Origin of the sequence: Streptomyces sp. NPDC053750 (assembly GCF_044544295.1) — a bacterium.
Taxonomy (GTDB): Bacteria; Actinomycetota; Actinomycetes; order Streptomycetales; family Streptomycetaceae; genus Streptomyces.
The window spans coordinates 44,477-60,150 of sequence record NZ_JBITXB010000007.1 but is presented as its reverse complement, the minus strand read 5'-3'; the positions used below and the strand labels follow the sequence as shown (position 1 = coordinate 60,150).

The 15,674-nt window shown below is 71.5% G+C and carries 15 protein-coding genes; 5 read left to right on the top strand and 10 right to left on the bottom strand.

The genetic code is table 11. The features are described from left to right. Window positions 1-116: 116 nt before the first annotated feature. The 8 genes from ACIGO6_RS20930 to ACIGO6_RS20895 form a co-directional block, all read right to left on the bottom strand. Window positions 117-908 (bottom strand): ABC transporter permease, encoded by a 792-nt coding sequence (locus tag ACIGO6_RS20930; protein WP_399878358.1) that lies wholly within the window; start codon window positions 906-908, stop codon window positions 117-119. Further along, complete coding sequence (locus ACIGO6_RS20925) at window positions 905-1,897, bottom strand: ATP-binding cassette domain-containing protein (protein ID WP_399878355.1); 993 nt, start codon at window positions 1,895-1,897, stop codon at window positions 905-907. Before ACIGO6_RS20925 ends, ACIGO6_RS20930 begins: the two co-directional genes overlap by 4 nt. 143 nt (window positions 1,898-2,040) lie before the next feature. Next, on the bottom strand, window positions 2,041-2,883 hold the full coding sequence (locus ACIGO6_RS20920) for a DUF4097 family beta strand repeat-containing protein (protein WP_399878353.1): 843 nt from the start codon (window positions 2,881-2,883) through the stop codon (window positions 2,041-2,043). A 100-nt stretch (window positions 2,884-2,983) separates the two neighbouring features. Next, on the bottom strand, window positions 2,984-3,505 hold the full coding sequence (locus ACIGO6_RS20915; protein ID WP_399878351.1) for a hypothetical protein: 522 nt from the start codon (window positions 3,503-3,505) through the stop codon (window positions 2,984-2,986). A gap of 172 nt (window positions 3,506-3,677) precedes the next feature. After that, window positions 3,678-5,159: an ATP-binding protein gene (locus tag ACIGO6_RS20910; protein ID WP_399878349.1), complete on the bottom strand. Its 1,482-nt coding sequence runs from the start codon at window positions 5,157-5,159 to the stop codon at window positions 3,678-3,680. After that, window positions 5,160-5,945: a response regulator transcription factor gene (locus ACIGO6_RS20905; RefSeq protein WP_399878345.1), complete on the bottom strand. Its 786-nt coding sequence runs from the start codon at window positions 5,943-5,945 to the stop codon at window positions 5,160-5,162. A 61-nt stretch (window positions 5,946-6,006) separates the two neighbouring features. Then, the gene (locus tag ACIGO6_RS20900) at window positions 6,007-6,633 is read right to left on the bottom strand and encodes a CE1759 family FMN reductase (RefSeq protein WP_399878343.1); all 627 of its coding nucleotides are present in this window, start codon (window positions 6,631-6,633) and stop codon (window positions 6,007-6,009) included. Beyond that, entirely contained in the window at window positions 6,630-7,742 is a 1,113-nt protein-coding gene (locus ACIGO6_RS20895; RefSeq protein WP_399878341.1) for an LLM class flavin-dependent oxidoreductase, read from the bottom strand. Before ACIGO6_RS20895 ends, ACIGO6_RS20900 begins: the two co-directional genes overlap by 4 nt. A gap of 94 nt (window positions 7,743-7,836) precedes the next feature. Here ACIGO6_RS20895 and ACIGO6_RS20890 point away from each other — a divergent pair, with 94 nt between their 5' ends. Together ACIGO6_RS20890 and ACIGO6_RS20885 are read left to right on the top strand one after the other, a co-directional pair. Beyond that, complete coding sequence (locus ACIGO6_RS20890) at window positions 7,837-8,175, top strand: YnfA family protein (RefSeq protein ID WP_399878338.1); 339 nt, start codon at window positions 7,837-7,839, stop codon at window positions 8,173-8,175. Window positions 8,176-8,225: 50 nt separating this feature from the next. Beyond that, window positions 8,226-9,005, top strand: a complete 780-nt coding sequence (locus ACIGO6_RS20885; RefSeq protein WP_399878335.1) for an SDR family NAD(P)-dependent oxidoreductase — start codon at window positions 8,226-8,228, stop codon at window positions 9,003-9,005. A 21-nt stretch (window positions 9,006-9,026) separates the two neighbouring features. Here the strand turns inward: ACIGO6_RS20885 and ACIGO6_RS20880 are convergent, their stop codons facing one another. After that, complete coding sequence (locus ACIGO6_RS20880; RefSeq protein ID WP_399878333.1) at window positions 9,027-10,220, bottom strand: RtcB family protein; 1,194 nt, start codon at window positions 10,218-10,220, stop codon at window positions 9,027-9,029. A 204-nt stretch (window positions 10,221-10,424) separates the two neighbouring features. Between ACIGO6_RS20880 and ACIGO6_RS20875 the strand changes: the two genes are divergently transcribed. The 3 genes from ACIGO6_RS20875 to ACIGO6_RS20865 all read left to right on the top strand — a co-directional run bounded on the left by ACIGO6_RS20875 (window position 10,425) and on the right by ACIGO6_RS20865 (window position 13,750). Continuing rightward, window positions 10,425-11,285: a DUF3558 domain-containing protein gene (locus ACIGO6_RS20875; RefSeq protein WP_399878330.1), complete on the top strand. Its 861-nt coding sequence runs from the start codon at window positions 10,425-10,427 to the stop codon at window positions 11,283-11,285. Between the two features lie 117 nt (window positions 11,286-11,402). Beyond that, window positions 11,403-12,272, top strand: a complete 870-nt coding sequence (locus ACIGO6_RS20870) for a DUF3558 family protein (RefSeq protein ID WP_399878328.1) — start codon at window positions 11,403-11,405, stop codon at window positions 12,270-12,272. Between the two features lie 122 nt (window positions 12,273-12,394). Further along, a complete protein-coding gene (locus ACIGO6_RS20865) occupies window positions 12,395-13,750 on the top strand; it encodes a DUF2637 domain-containing protein (RefSeq protein ID WP_399878325.1) in 1,356 nt (451 codons plus the stop codon). 93 nt (window positions 13,751-13,843) lie between these two features. On the opposite strand, the gene lysS is transcribed toward ACIGO6_RS20865, so the two are convergent. Continuing rightward, window positions 13,844-15,607: a lysine--tRNA ligase gene (gene lysS, locus ACIGO6_RS20860; RefSeq protein WP_399878323.1), complete on the bottom strand. Its 1,764-nt coding sequence runs from the start codon at window positions 15,605-15,607 to the stop codon at window positions 13,844-13,846. Window positions 15,608-15,674 lie beyond the last annotated feature (67 nt).

Here is a 15,674-nt window from a genome sequence, read left to right as displayed (position 1 = left end):
CCCTCTCCGGGGGTGGGGGGGGCCCCCCCCCCCCCCCCCCCCGGGGGGGGGGGGGGGGGGGGGGGGGGGGGCCCCCCCCCCCGCCCCGGGTGGGACGAGGTGCTCGGTCGTTCCGGCTACCGCGGGTCGCGGTTGAAGACCGACTTCGACCAGAAGTAACCGAGGACCGCCAGCCCCAGGCACCAGGCCACGGCCAGCCATCCGTCGTGGCCGATCTCCGTGCCGAGGAGCAGCCCGCGCAGGGTCTCGATGGCCGGCGTGAAGGGCTGGTACTCGGCGATCGGCTGGAACCAGCCCGGCATCGCGTCGACCGGGACGAAGGCGCTGGAGATGAGCGGGAGGAAGATCAGAGGCAGGGCGTTGTTGCTGGCGGCTTCGGCGTTCGGGCTGATGAGGCCCATGCCGACGGCGATCCAGGTGAGCGCCAGGGCGAACAGGGTGAGGAGCCCGAGCGCCGCGATCCACTCCAGGGCGGTGGCGTCGGTGGAGCGGAAGCCGATGGCCACGCCGACGGCGCCGACGAGGATGACGCTGGCGATCGACTGCAGCACGCTGCCGATGACGTGCCCGATGAGGACCGAGCCGCGGTGGATGGCCATGGTGCGGAAGCGGGCGATGATGCCCTCGGCCATGTCCATGGAGACGGACACCGCGGTGCCGATCGTGGTCGAGCCGACGGTCATCAGCAGCAGGCCCGGCACGATGTAGGCGATGTACGCGGACCGGCCGCCGCCACCGTCGCCGAGGCCCGCGCTCATCGCGCCGCCGAAGATGTAGACGAAGAGCAGGAGCAGCATGACCGGCGTGAGCAGCAGGTTCAGGGTGAGGGAGGGATAGCGCCGGGCGTGCAGGAGGTTGCGGCGCAGCATCGTGGACGAGTCGCGCACGGCGAGGGAGAGAGCACTCATCGGACAGCCTCCTTGGGCTGGTCGGTGCCGCCGGTCAGGGCGAAGAAGACGTCGTCGAGGTCGGGGGTGTGCACGGTCAGCTCGTCCGCCTCGACGCCGGCCGAGTCGAGCCAGTCGAGGAGGGAGCGCAGCTCGCGCTGACTGCCGGCCGAGGGGATCTGCAGGGCCAGCGCCTCGTCGTCCCGGGTGACCTCGCGCAAGGCGGTCGCGGCGGACTGGTAGGCGGCCGGGTCGGAGAAGCGCAGGCGCACGTGGCCCCCGGGGACCAGCCGCTTCAGCTCCTCGGCGGTGCCTTCGGCGGCGATCCTGCCGTCGTTGAGCACGGCGATGCGGTCGGCGAGTTCGTCGGCCTCCTCCAGGTACTGGGTGGTGAGGAAGACGGTGACGCCGCCGCTGACCAGCTCGCGGATGATCTGCCACATGTTGTGGCGGGAGCGCGGGTCGAGGCCGGTGGTGGGCTCGTCGAGGAAGATGATCCGCGGGTCGCCGACCAGGGTCATGGCGATGTCGAGACGGCGCTTCATACCGCCGGAGTAGGTGGAGGCGGGCTTCCTCGCCGCCTCGGTGAGGTCGAACCGCTCCAGCAGCTCGGCGGCCACCCGCCGCCCCTCCTGCTTGGAGAGGTGGTGCAGGTCGGCCATCAGGAGCATGTTCTCCTCGCCGGTGATCAGCCCGTCCACGGCCGAGAACTGACCGGTGACACCGATCGCGGCCCGCACGGCCTGCGCCTCGGCGGCCAGATCGTGACCGGCGACCCGGGCCTGCCCGCCGTCGGCGGAGATGAGCGTGGAGAGGATCTTCACGGCGGTGGTCTTGCCGGCGCCGTTCGGCCCGAGCAGCGCGAACACGGACCCGGCCGGGATGTGCAGGTCGACGCCGTCGAGGACGACCTTGTCGCCGTACGACTTGCGCAGACCGACGGCGGAGACGGCGGCCGGCGACGACTGACCGTCCACCTGCCTGGGCGTGGGCATGACAGACGAAGGCATGGAGCCCTCCCGTTCGAAGGGTGAAGTGACTGGGGGTCGAGGTGGGGCGGGTCGAGGTGGACCGGTGAGGTCGAGGTGGACCGGCGAGCTCAATGGGGATCGGCGAGCTCGATGGGGACCGGCGAGCTCGATGGGGCCGGTGCTCAGACCCTGGCGCGGCGGACGTCGATGTTGCCGTACCGGGTACGGGCGTGGACCTTGACGGTCTCCTCGCTCTCCGCGGGGCTGCCGGACGCGGTGAGGGTGTTGCGCACCTGTCCGCCGCTCGAGTGGACGTCGAGCCAGGCGGCCGTGCCTTCGCGGACGCCGACCTCGATGGCGCCGTAGGAGGTCTCCAGCCGGATCTCGCCGCGGGCCACCTCGTCCACCCGCAGCGTCCCGTGGGCGGTGGTGGCGGTGAGCGAGGCCTCGGCTCGGGCGACGTTGATGTCACCGTTGGCGTTCTTCACCCGCAGGTCGCCGAGTGCGACGCCCACGGTGGTGGAGCCGTGCGAGTTCTTCAGCTCGGCCGCGCCGTCGATGACGCCGACGCGCACACTGCCGGAGCTGGTGGTGATCTCGGCCGTGCCCTCGACCCGCTCAACGGTGACCGAGCCGTGGGAGGCGGTGAGCTGGAGCGGCCCCGTCGTGTCCAGGCGGACGTCACCGCCCGGGGTCTTCACCCGGACCTCGCCGAGCCGGCCCTCGCCGAGGACCTGGGTCCAGGAACCGGTCGTGTCGATGCGCGAGCCCGTGGGCAGTTCCACCGTCACGTCGACGGAGCCGGTGGGCCCGATGAAGCGGCGCTCCTTCGTGCTGATCGTCAGGGCACCGCTCGCGTAGGAGACCTCGGTCTGCTCGGCGGCCCGTACGTCCTTGTCCCGCTTGGGGTCGCCGGGCCGCACCTCGACGACCGTGTCGAGCCGGTCGCCCGCGGTGAACCGGATGGAACCGGCGCCCACGTGGGCGGTCACCGTGATCGGTTCGGGAGTGTCGAAAGAAGGCATGGCTGTACCGTCCTCATGAGTCCGTGGGGCGTCCCCGCTGGTGGGACGTGGTGTGGGTGCTCTGCTTGGTTTCTTTCGAGTACGGGCGTCGCGGGCGCGGCTAGCGCACCCAGCCGGTGAAGCTCTGCCCGACACTGCGGGCCCGCTCCGCCGTACGCGGTGCGCCACCGCCCTCGACCGCGGCCGACACGGCGCGCACCAGCCACGCGTTGACCGACAGGCCCTCACGGCTCGCGACTTCCTCGGCGCGCGCCTTGAGGTGGGCCGGCAGGCGCAGGTTGACGCGGGCGGTGCCACCCTCGTCGGTGTCGGCGGGTGCCGGTGCCCTGACCGCCTCGACGGGCGCGGCGGTCGGCTCGGCGGGGCCGCGCTCGTCGGTGGGCGGCGGTGTCACCACGAAGTCGGGCTCGAGCCCGCGCAGCCGTACGTCGACCGAGCCGGGGGCGAGTTCGCGGGTGATCTCGTCCATCGCGGCGGAGAGCACGTTGAGCAGGGTCAGCCGGGTCGCCGACTCCAGCGGAGCGGTGAGCCGTTCGGCGAGCTCGCGAGCTTCGTCACCGCCGGCCTCGGCGGCCACCGCGAGTTCGCGGCGGAGGGTGTCGACATACGGGGTGAGGTCCATGACGCCATCATGGCACCACAGTGGCGCCACACGCAAGCATCCATGGCGCCTGACTCTCAGAAACTCCAGCGCGACGGCCCTGACCTGCGCAAACGTGAGAGCCGAGCCTCCGGCACAGCTGCCGTGGACAGGTCGGCACACCGTCAGCGCCACGGTATGGCACCGATTGGCGTCACATGGCGCCACGCACGCCAGCAGACGGACGTGCCCCAGAAACCTCGGAGACCTCGGAGACACCGGAGACCTCGGAGACACCGGACGCGACCGTGAACCCGATCACCGCCCCACCCCCGTCCCGCCGAAAGGCGAACGGTGCTCCCCCGTGCGCCAGCGCCACCTCCCGCACGATGGACAGACCGAGCCCCGAACCGGGCCGGGAGCGGGCGTCGGCGGCGCGGTAGAAGCGGTCGAACACCCGGGTCAGGTCACCTTCGGCGATGCCGGGGCCGCGGTCGCGGACCTCGACGCGGATCGTGCCGGGCCGGGCGGGCCCGGCGACGGCGACCTCGATGGGACCGGTGCCGCCGGGATCGAACTTCGCCGCGTTCTCGACCAGGTTGGAGATCGCTCGGGTCAGCATCGCCGGCCTGCCGTCGGTCGTCGTCTCGCCGCAGGCCCGCACACCGATCTCCCGCCCGGTGCGGCGCCGGGCCAGGGTCGCCACCTCGTGGGCGATCCCGGCCACGTCGACCCGCTGCGGGGGCTCACTGGCCGACTGACCGGCCGCCAGCTCGACCAGTTCGTTGACCAGGTCGGTCAGCTCGCGGGCCTCCTGGCCCAGGTCGGCGACCAGTTCCTCCCGGGCGGCGGGCGGGAGTTCGTCGATGCGGCCCAGCAGCGAGATGTTGGTCCGCAGCGAGGTGAGCGGCGTCCGCAGTTCGTGGCCCGCGTCCTGGACCAGGCGCCGCTGGTCCTCCTCCGACTGGGCGAGGCGGCCCAGCATGCGGTCGAAGGCGCGGCCGAGACGGCCCACCTCGTCGTGGCCGGTGACCGGCACCTGGATGCCGAGCCGCCGGGTCCGGGCGACGTCCTCGGCGGCCGAGGTCAGGGCGATCAGACGGCGGGTGATACGCCGGGCCAGCCACCAGCCGAACAGGCCCGCCGCCGTCACCACCGCCGCCATCAGGACCAGTGTCCGCCGCTGCAGGGCCCGCAGCAGGTCCTCCGTGTCGCTGAACTCCTGCGCCACCTGCACCGCACCCCGGCCACCGCCGAGGGAGACCGTCGCGACCCGGAAGACGTCGTGGCCGACATCGACGTCCTGATGCTGGACCATCCGTCCGGCCACGGCGGCGCCCGCGATCCGCCGGTCGGCGTCGGTGACCGGCAGCCGCGGACCGGCCGGGTCGGAGACCTCACCGTCCGGCCCCAGCACCTGCACGTCGGTACGGGCCGGGCGCACGATGTCGTGACCGGGCGCGGACGAGGAGAAGTCGCCCGGCGACATCCGCTGCTGCCGCACCTCGACCCGCAGATCCTGCACGACCTGCGCGAAGACCGACTCCTGGTCCACCCGGACGAGCCGGGCCGCGGCGTTGTACGACAGCACCCCGACGAGCACCGTCACCACCGCGGTGAGCGTCGCGAACGACACCGCGAACGTCGTCCGCAGCGACAGCAGCCGGGGCCGGCGCCCGAGCGGGGAGGCGCCCACTCAGTGCTCCCGCAGCACGTAACCCACCCCGCGGACGGTGTGGATCAGCCGCGGCGCGCCCGGCTGGTCCAGCTTGCGGCGCAGATAGCCGACGTAGACGGCGAGGTTCTTGGAGCCGGGACCGAAGTCGTAGCCCCAGATGCGGTCGTAGATGGTGGAGTGGTCGAGCACGATGCCCGCGTTGCGGACCAGCAGCTCCAGCAGCTCGAACTCGGTGCGGGTCAGCTCCAGCTCGCGCCCGCCCCGCCAGGCGCGGCGGGCCCGCGGGTCCATGCGCAGCCCGGCCGCCTCCAGGTACCGGCCGCCGTCCGGCTCCTCCGGTCCGGGCTCCGGCAGCGGTACGTCCGGCGCCGGGGCGGTCGCGTCCGGCGGCCCCGTCTCCGCCCCACGGTCCGTTTGGTCGCGGTCCGTGCGGTCGCGGTCCGTGCGGCGCAGCAGGGCACGCAGCCGGGCGAAGACCTCCTCGACGTCGAAGGGCTTCACCACGTAGTCGTCGGCGCCCGCGTCCAGGCCCGCGATCCGGTCGGCGGTCTCCACCAGCGCCGTCAGCATCAGGATCGGCGTGGGGTCGCCCTCGGCACGCAGCTCCCGGCAGACCTGGAGGCCGTCGAGGCCCGGCATCATCACGTCCAGCACGAGCACGTCCGGCCGCCCGCGGTGGGCCTGCGCCAGCGCCTCGACGCCGTCCGCGACCGCCGTGACCCGGTACCCCTCCAGGGTGAGGGCGCGCTCCAGGGCGTGGCGGATGGCGCGGTCGTCTTCGGCGAGCAGAACAGTCCGGGGCACCCGTCCAGTCTGCCAAGGCCAGAGGCCCCGGAACCGGACGGCCGGGCTTCTTACCGAGATCTCACCCGGCGGGCCGCAGCGCGGCGAGCCGCTCCTCGAACGGCACCACCTCGTCGGCGCCCCGGGCCGCCTTGCCGGCCGGCTTCCCGGCCTGTCCGGGGACCGCCGCCAACCCGCCCATCAGCGCGGCCAGCTCCCCCGCCGCCCGCTCGATCCGCCCGTCCAGACCCTCGGCACCCCAGTCCTCGGAGGCGGCGTACACGCCGGTCGGGACGACGACGGCCTTGAGGTAGGCGAAGAGCGGGCGCAGCGCGTGCTCCAGGACGAGCGAGTGCCGGGCGCTGCCGCCGGTCGCGGCGATCAGCACCGGCTTCCCGGCGAGCGCGTCGGCGTCGGTCGCGCTCAGCGCGTCGAAGAACGACTTGAACAGCCCGCTGTACGACGCGGAGAACACGGGCGTCACGACGATCAGGCCGTCGGCCGCCGCCACCGCGTCGAACGCGGCGGACAGCGCACGCCCGGGGAACCCGTTGGTGAAGGTGTGCGCGATCTCCACGGCCAGGTCGCGCACCTCGACCACCTGGACGTCGGCGCCGGACCGCCCGGCGGTGGCGGCGGCCAGCCGGTCGCCGAGCAGCCGGGTGGAGGACGGAACGCTCAGTCCCGCCGAGACGACGACGAGCTTCATGCCCGTACTCCTTCCTTCTCGTTGTCCTTCGTGCTCTCGTTGCGGGCGGCCAGCAGGGAGGCGTGGGTCGGGGCGTCCGGCACGTTCGCCGGGCGGTTCTTGGCGAACTCCTCGCGCAGCACCGGCACGACCTCCTCGCCGAGCAGGTCGAGCTGCTCCAGGACGGTCTTCAGCGGCAGCCCGGCGTGGTCCATCAGGAAGAGCTGGCGCTGGTAGTCACCGGCGTAGTCGCGGAAGGCGAGGGTCTTCTCGATCACCTGCTGCGGCGAGCCGACCGTCAGCGGGGTCTGCTCGGTGAAGTCCTCCAGCGACGGCCCGTGCCCGTAGACCGGCGCGACGTCGAAGTACGGACGGAACTCGCGCACCGCGTCCTGGCTGTTCCTCCGCATGAACACCTGACCGCCGAGCCCGACGATCGCCTGCTCGGGGGTGCCGTGCCCGTAGTGGGCGTAGCGGGCCCGGTACAGCTCGACCATCCGCTTGGTGTGGTCGGCGGGCCAGAAGATGTTGTTGTGGAAGAAGCCGTCGCCGTAGTACGCGGCCTGCTCGGCGATCTCCGGGGAACGGATCGAGCCGTGCCAGACGAACGGCGCGACCCCGTCCAGCGGCCGCGGCGTGGACGTGAAGCCCTGCAGCGGCGTGCGGAACTTCCCCTCCCAGTTCACGACGTCCTCGCGCCACAGCCGGTGCAGCAGCGCGTAGTTCTCCACCGCGAGGTTGATGCCCTCACGGATGTCCTTGCCGAACCAGGGGTAGACCGGGCCGGTGTTGCCGCGCCCCATCATCAGGTCCACCCGGCCGTCGGCCAGGTGCTGGAGCATCGCGAAGTCCTCGGCGATCTTCACCGGGTCGTTCGTGGTGATCAGGGTCGTGGAGGTGGACAGCACCAGCCGCTCCGTGCGCGCCGCGACGTAGCCGAGCATCGTGGTCGGCGACGACGGCACGAACGGCGGGTTGTGGTGCTCGCCGGTCGCGAAGACGTCGAGCCCGACCTCCTCCGCCTTCAGCGCGATGGCGACCATGGCCTTGATGCGCTCACGCTCGGTCGGCGTACGCCCCGTGGTCGGGTCCGGGGTGACGTCGCCGACGGTGAAGATGCCGAACTGCATGGTCGCTCAACCTCCGTTTGTTGACGGTTCAACTATACCCGCCCAACGGTCGGCCCCCGGCCGTTATTCCGCAGGCCCGTGCGAAGCTGCCCCCATGCTGGTCCTCCGCTCCGCCGCCCTCTTCGTCGTCGCCGCCCTCTTCGAGATCGGCGGCGCCTGGCTCGTCTGGCAGGGCGTACGCGAGAACCGCGGCTGGCTGTGGGCCACCGGCGGCGTCCTCGCCCTCGGCGCGTACGGCTTCGTCGCCACCTTCCAGCCCGACGCCCACTTCGGCCGCATCCTCGCCGCGTACGGCGGGATCTTCGTGGCCGGCTCGATCCTGTGGGGCGTGATCGCCGACGGCTACCGCCCGGACCGCTGGGACATCACCGGCGCCCTGGTCTGCCTCGCCGGGATGGCCGTGATCATGTGGGCCCCGCGCAACGGCGGCTGACTACGCTGGCGGCGACCGTTCGTACCGTCCCTGACGCCCAGGAGCAGCCCATGGCCACCGCAGCCGCCCCGTCCGCCGCCTCCCGAATCGCCGTCGTCACCGGTGCGAGCAGCGGCATCGGCGCCGCCACGGCCCGGCAGCTCGCCGCCGCCGGATACCGCGTCGTCCTCACCGCCCGCCGCAAGGACCGCATCGAGGCGCTCGCCGAGGAGATCGAGGCGGCCGGCCACAAGGCGACGGCCTACCCCCTGGACGTCACCGACCGCGCGGCGGTCGACGAGTTCGCGACCGCCTTCAAGACCATCGGCGTCCTCGTCAACAACGCGGGCGGCGCGCTCGGCGCCGACCCCGTGGCCACCGGCGACCCGGACGACTGGCGCCGCATGTACGAGACGAACGTCATCGGCACCCTCCACCTCACCCAGGCTCTGCTCCCCAAGCTGGAGGCGAGCGGCGACGGCACGATCGTCGTCGTCTCGTCCACCGCCGGCTTCGCCACCTACGAGGGCGGCGCGGGCTACGTCGCCGCCAAGCACGGCGAACACGTCCTCGCCGAGACCCTCCGCCTGGAGATCGTCGGCCGCCCGGTCCGCGTCGTCGAGATCGCACCCGGCATGGTCAAGACCGACGAGTTCGCCCTGACCCGCTTCGGCGGCGACCAGGACAAGGCGGCCAAGGTCTACCAGGGCGTCGCCGAACCCCTCACCGCCGACGACGTCGCCGACACCATCACCTGGGCGGTCACCCGCCCCGCCCACGTCAACATCGACCTCATGATCGTCCGCCCCCGCGCCCAGGCCTCGAACACGAAGGTGCACCGGGAGGCGTAGACCTCCCGGTGCACCGGCGCGTCAGCCCTTGACGCAGACGACCTGCTTCAGCTTCGCCACGACCTCCACGAGGTCGCGCTGCTGGTCGATGACCTGGTCGATCGGCTTGTAGGCGCCCGGGATCTCGTCCACGACACCGGAGTCCTTGCGGCACTCCACGCCGCGCGTCTGCTCCTCCAGGTCCGTGGTGGAGAAGCGGCGCTTGGCGGCGTTGCGGCTCATGCGCCGGCCGGCGCCGTGGGAGGCGGAGTTGAAGGACTTGTCGTTGCCGAGGCCCTTGACGATGTACGAACCCGTGCCCATGGAACCGGGGATGATCCCGTAGTCCCCGGAACCCGCACGGATGGCGCCCTTGCGGGTCACCAGCAGGTCCATGCCCTCGTACCGCTCCTCCGCCACGTAGTTGTGGTGGCAGGAGATCTCCTGCTCGAAGACGGGCCTGGCCTTCTTGAACTCCTTGCGGACCACGTCCTTCAGGAGCGCCATCATGATCGTGCGGTTGTACTTCGCGTACTCCTGCGCCCAGAACAGGTCGTTGCGGTACGCCGCCATCTGCGGGGTGTCCGCGACGAACACGGCGAGGTCGCGGTCGATCAGCCCCTGGTTGTGCGGGAGCTTCTGGGCGACGCCGATGTGGTGCTCGGCCAGTTCCTTGCCGATGTTGCGGGAACCGGAGTGAAGCATCAACCACACAGAACCGGTCGTATCCGTGCACACTTCGACAAAATGATTTCCGGATCCGAGCGTCCCCATCTGCTTTTCGGCCCGCTCGTGACGGAACTTGACCGCTTCGGCGACCCCGCCGAACCGCCCCCAGAAGTCGTCCCACCCGGCCGTCGCCAGCCCGTGGAAGCGCCCCGGGTCGACGGGGCTGTCGTGCATGCCCCGCCCCACCGGAATCGCCTGCTCGATCTTCGAGCGCAGCCGCGACAGGTCGCCCGGCAGGTCGTTCGCCGTCAGGGACGTCTTCACCGCCGACATTCCGCAGCCGATGTCCACGCCCACCGCGGCCGGGCACACCGCACCCCGCATGGCGATCACGGAACCGACCGTCGCACCCTTGCCGTAGTGCACGTCCGGCATGACCGCCAGGCCCTTGATCCACGGCAGGGTCGCGACGTTGCGCAGCTGCTGGAGCGCGCCCTCCTCGACCGTCGCCGGGTCGGTCCACATGCGGATCGGCACCTTCGCGCCCGGCATCTCCACGTACGACATGTCGTCCTCATTCCCCCGGAAAGCAAACAGAAGTCTCAAAGCGCAAAACCGGCGCCAAGGGCAGTCAAAGGGACGACTGACCGGCGTTCACGGCAGCGCGTGCGATACACATTGTCTGCAGGGGTCGCCCCCGCGCGGCAAGCGAATAACCAGCGGGGACACTGGAGCACCGACCACAGCCACACCGGCGAGAGGAGCCGCACCGTGCAGCGGAAGGCCTACGTACCCGGCGTCGCCGCCCTCCTGGCGGTGGTGCTGGCCGGCTGCACCGGCGGCTCGGACGACGGCGCCACCTCGGACAACTCCAACCCGGGGCAGCCCGGCGTCGCGACCGAGGCGGCCGAGCCCGGCAAGTACCGCACCCTGCCGGAGCCGTGCAGCGCGGTCGGCGACAAGACCCTCGACTCGCTGCTGCCCGGCATCCAGGAGATCACGGACGACGAGCAGCGCGAGAAGGCGTACGCGGGCGAGGCGACGCTCGCGTACGACACGGACCGCAAGGTCGGCTGCCGCTGGAAGGTCGAGTCGGCCGACGCCACCAACCATCTCTTCGTCGACTTCGAGCGGGTGGTGTCGTACGACAACTCGGTGAGCGACGCCACCCAGGCAGAGCAGCTCTTCGCGGAGCAGGTGGAGGCGGCCGACCTGCCCGAGCCGGTCGTCTCGGACTCGGCGTCCTCGTCGGAGTCCGCGTCCGGATCCGGGTCCGCTTCGCCGTCCCCGTCGGGTACGACGTCCGCCGTCCCGGGCGCCACGCCCTCCGGCTCCGCGTCGTCGTCCACGGACGTCTCGTCGAGCCCGTCCGCGAGTGTCACCCCCGACGAACTCCAGCCGCGGCTCCTGGACGACCTGGGCGACGAGGCGTTCGTGGACGACGAGCTGAGCAGCTCCGGTTCGACGGCGAAGCGGCGCACGGTGACTGTGGCGTTCCGCACGTCGAACGTGATGGTGACGGTCGAGTACGTGGAGCAGTCGGCGACGCTCGGTGTCGTGCCCGACAGCAAGGAAATGCAGGACATGGCGTGGAAACTGGCTTCCCAGCTGGCGGATTCACTGAGCGGCTGAGCCCGGTCGGGGCTCGTGGGGGTGGGTGCGCGAAGCGTCTGAAGGAGCGCCACGCGGTTTTCCCAGCGCGTACCGTGACCCCTCGGACCCGTTCCGACCGCAGGAACCAAACGTGCCATGAGTGAAGGAACCATGCAGCGACGAGCCCAGCGTGACCATCATGACCAGCGAGTGAAGCGACTCCGCCGCGTTCTTGTCTCCGCGGCCGCCGTACCCGTGATGCTGGTGGCAGCCGGCTGCTCCTCGGACTCCGGCTCCGACGACGGCAAGGACAAGGCGGCGGAGAAGAGCTCGGCTTCCAAGTCCGCGAGTCCGTCCCCGACGGTGCAGGCGGCGGCGTACGGGAAGCTTCCGGAGCCGTGTTCGGTGGTGACGGAGAAGACGCTGGACGACCTGGTGCCGAAGGCCGACTCCGGCAAGGAGGGCACGTCGAACGACACGGCGACGCGGGCCGGTTGCTCCTGGGACAGCCTGGCCGACAACGGGGTGAAGGGCTCGCAGTTCCGCTGGCTGAGCGTGTCGATGCTGCGCTTCGAGTCGGACGTGACGCGCGGCGCGGGCGACAAGCTGGCGCGGGACTACTACACGAAGCAGCTTCAGGACGCCCAGACCGCCGAGGGCGCGAAGAGCGTGAAGACCACGCCGGTGAGCGGTACGGGCGACGAGGCGGCGGTCGTGAGCTACGAGCTGAAGAAGAAGGAAGGCACCTTCAAGCAGCAGACGGTGGTCGCGCGCGTCGAGAACGTCGTCGTCACCGTCGACTTCAACGGTGCGGGCCTGGCCGGTGACAAGACGCCGGACGCCGAGGACCTGGTGAAGGACGCGCAGAAGGCGGCCAAGGAGGCGGTGGCCGCGGTGACGGCCGCCAACGGCGCGGGCGCGGGTGGCGGCAAGTCGAGCACGTCGCCGTCCCAGTCGACGTCGAAGTCTCCCTCCACGTCGGCCTCGAAGTCGTCGTCGAAGTCGCCCTCCAAGACGTCGTCGTAATCGACGTCGAAGTCCACGTCGGCGTGAGCTGAGGGCACGGACCGACCCCACCGGCCACCCGTTCCCCGCACACATGTGCCACTCTGTTGCGCGCAACAACAGGCACTGGGAGGGGAGTACGGGTGGCCGCGCCACTACAGCTGACACGGACGCATCGCGTTCTCATCGGCATGGTCGTCTTCGGTGCCGTCATCATCGCCGGGATCGGTTTCGCGGGTTCGTATGCGGCGGTACGTGAGCTGGCCCTGAAGAAGGGCTTCGGGAACTTCAGTTACGTCTTCCCGATCGGCATCGACGCGGGCATCTGCGTGCTGCTGGCGCTGGATCTGCTGCTGACCTGGATCCGCATCCCGTTCCCGCTGCTGCGGCAGACGGCGTGGCTCCTGACAGCGGCGACGATCGCGTTCAACGGCGCGGCGGCCTGGCCGGACCCGCTGGGCGTGGGCATGCACGGGGTGATCCCGATCCTGTTCGTGGTGTCCGTCGAGGCCGCCCGGCACGCGATCGGCCGGATCGCCGACATCACCGCCGACAAGCACATGGAGGGCGTCCGCCTCACCCGCTGGATACTCTCCCCGGTGCCCACCTTCCTGCTGTGGCGCCGGATGAAGCTGTGGGAGCTGCGCTCCTACGAGCAGGTCATCAAGCTGGAGCAGGAGCGCCTGGTCTATCAGGCCCGCCTGCGCTCCCGCTTCGGCCGGAGTTGGCGCCGCAAGGCCCCGGTGGAGTCGCTGATGCCGCTGCGCCTGGCTCGCTACGGCGTCCCGCTGGCGCAGACGGCCCCGGCGGGCCTGGCCGCGGCGGGCATCGAGCCGGCCCTGCTCCCGCCGGCGCCGCAGGCCGACGCGGTCGGCGCCGCCGACGGGACGCCGCCCTCCCTGCGGAAGGGGGAGCCCGCCGCCGAGCAGCGCCCCGAGCTGGAGCGCGGCCGGGAGCCCGGCCCGGCGCAGGGGCACAGGCAAGGGCAGGCGCAGGCGCAGAGGCAGGAGTCGGCGGTGCGGGAGCCGGTGCGGAAGGAGCCCGCGGTGGACCAGAACCCGTGGCTGCACGCCCGGGACCCGCAGTCCGTCGAGTACCACGGGGACTACGACCCCGCCTACGACCCGGACGACCAGTACGCCCAGTGGTACGCGGAGCAGCAGCAGGCCGACGAGTACCACCGGCAGTTCGAGGAGGCGCCGCCCGTCCAGGAGCCCGCTCCCGAGGACACCGGCAGTTTCCCCATCCCGGTGGGGCCGCACCGCACCCGCGAGCTGGGGGAGGGCGGCGGCAGCCCGCAGGCGGTGCCGGACGAGGACGACTTCTACCAGGTCTTCAAGCAGTCGATCAGCGGCAGCGGCTACCCGACGCCGCGCGAGTTCGGCTACAACGTGGAGGCGACGTACGGCGTGACGCTCCCGGACGCCGACGCCAAGCAGATGGTGCTGCGCTTCCAGGAACGGCATTCGGCGGAGCTGGAGGAGGAGCACATCGCGTAGCCGACCCGTCGGCCCGCGCCACAGACCGACGGCCCGCCCCGAAGCGTTCGGGGCGGGCCGTCGGTCTGTGTGGCCGGGCGGGTCGGACGGGTCCTACTCCCCGAGCAGGGTCCGCACCCGCTCCTGCCCCACCGCCAGCAGCAGCGTGGGCAGGCGCGGGCCGGTGTCACGGCCGACGAGCAGGTGGTAGAGCAGCGCGAAGAACGACCGCTGGGCGGTCTTGATCTCCGGCGGCAGCTCCTTGGGCGTGGCGTCGGCGGAGAAGCCGGCCTGGACCTTGGGCACGCCGTAGACGAGGTGGGTGAGCCCGTCCAGCGACCAGTGGTCGGCGAGCCCGTCGAGCAGCAGCCGCAGCGAGGCGCGGCCCTGCTCGTCGAGGGACTTCAGCAGCTCGGCGTCGGGCTCCTCGCGCACGACGGTCCGCTGGTCGGCGGGGACGTGGGTGTTGATCCACGCCTCGGCCTTGTCGTACCGCGGCCGGGCCTCCTCCAGGGCGCCCAGCGGGTTGGCCGGGTCGAGCTCGCTGAGGATGCGCAGCGCCTGGTCCTCGTGGCCGGCGGTGATGTCGGCGACGGAGGCGAGCGTGCGGTACGGCAGCGGCCTGGGCGTGCGCGGCAGCTCACCGGCGGCCGTGCGCACGGCACGCGCGTGCGCGGCGACGTCGGCGGGCAGGGCGCTGCCGTCGGCGACCTTGGCGTCGAGGCGGTCCCACTCGTCGTACAGCCGCTGGATCTCCTGGTCGAAGGCGATCTTGAAGGACTGGTTGGGCCGGCGGCGGGCGTAGAGCCAGCGCAGCAGCTGCGGCTCCATGATCTGGAGCGCGTCGGCCGGGGTGGGCACGCCGCCCTTGGAGGAGGACATCTTCGCCATGCCACTGATGCCGACGAAGGCGTACATCGGCCCGATGGGCTGCTTGCCGCCGAAGATCCCGACGATCTGCCCGCCGACCTGGAACGACGACCCGGGAGACGAGTGGTCCACGCCGCTCGGCTCGAAGACGACCCCCTCGTACGCCCAGCGCATGGGCCAGTCGACCTTCCAGACCAGCTTGCCGCGGTTGAACTCGTCGAGCCGGACCGTCTCACCGAAGCCGCAGGCGGTGCAGGCGTAGGTCAGCTCGGTCGAGTCGTCGTCGTAGGAGGTGACCGTCGTCAGGTCCTTCTCGCAGTTGCCGCAGTACGGCTTGTACGGGAAGTACCCGGCGGAGCCGGAGCTGCCGTCGTCCTCGGCGGCGGCGCCGGAGCCCTCGGCGGCCTCCAGTTCGGCCTCGTCGACGGGCTTCTGCGACTTCTTCGCGGGGGCCTTCTTGGTGCGGTACTGGGCGAGGATCGCGTCGATGTCCTGCCGGTGCTTCATGGCGTGCAGGATCTGCTCGCGGTAGACACCGGAGGTGTACTGCTCGGTCTGGCTGATCCCGTCGAACTCGACGCCCATCTCGGCGAGCGAGGCGACCATCGCGGCCTTGAAGTGCTCGGCCCAGTTCGGGTGCGGGGAGCCCTTGGGGGCCGGGACGGAGGTGAGCGGCTTGCCGATGTGCTCGGCCCACGAGTCGTCCACTCCGGCGACACCGGCCGGCACCTTGCGGTAGCGGTCGTAGTCGTCCCAGGAGATCAGGTGCCGGACCTCGTGGCCGCGGCGGCGGATCTCGTCGGCGACCAGGTGCGGGGTCATGACCTCGCGCAGGTTGCCGAGGTGGATGGGGCCGGAGGGGGACAGTCCGGACGCGACCACGATGACCGGAGCGGTAGCGAGTGATGTTTTCGCGCCCGGGGCACGACGCTCCGACTCGGCGATGACCTCGTCCGCGAAACGGGAGACCCAGTCGGTGGTCTCTGTGCTCTGAGCCACGATCGGCACGTCCTTCTTTCTGACTCGGGCAGCCGGTACGGTCGCACGGCTGACCGCTCCATTCTCCCAGCCCGGC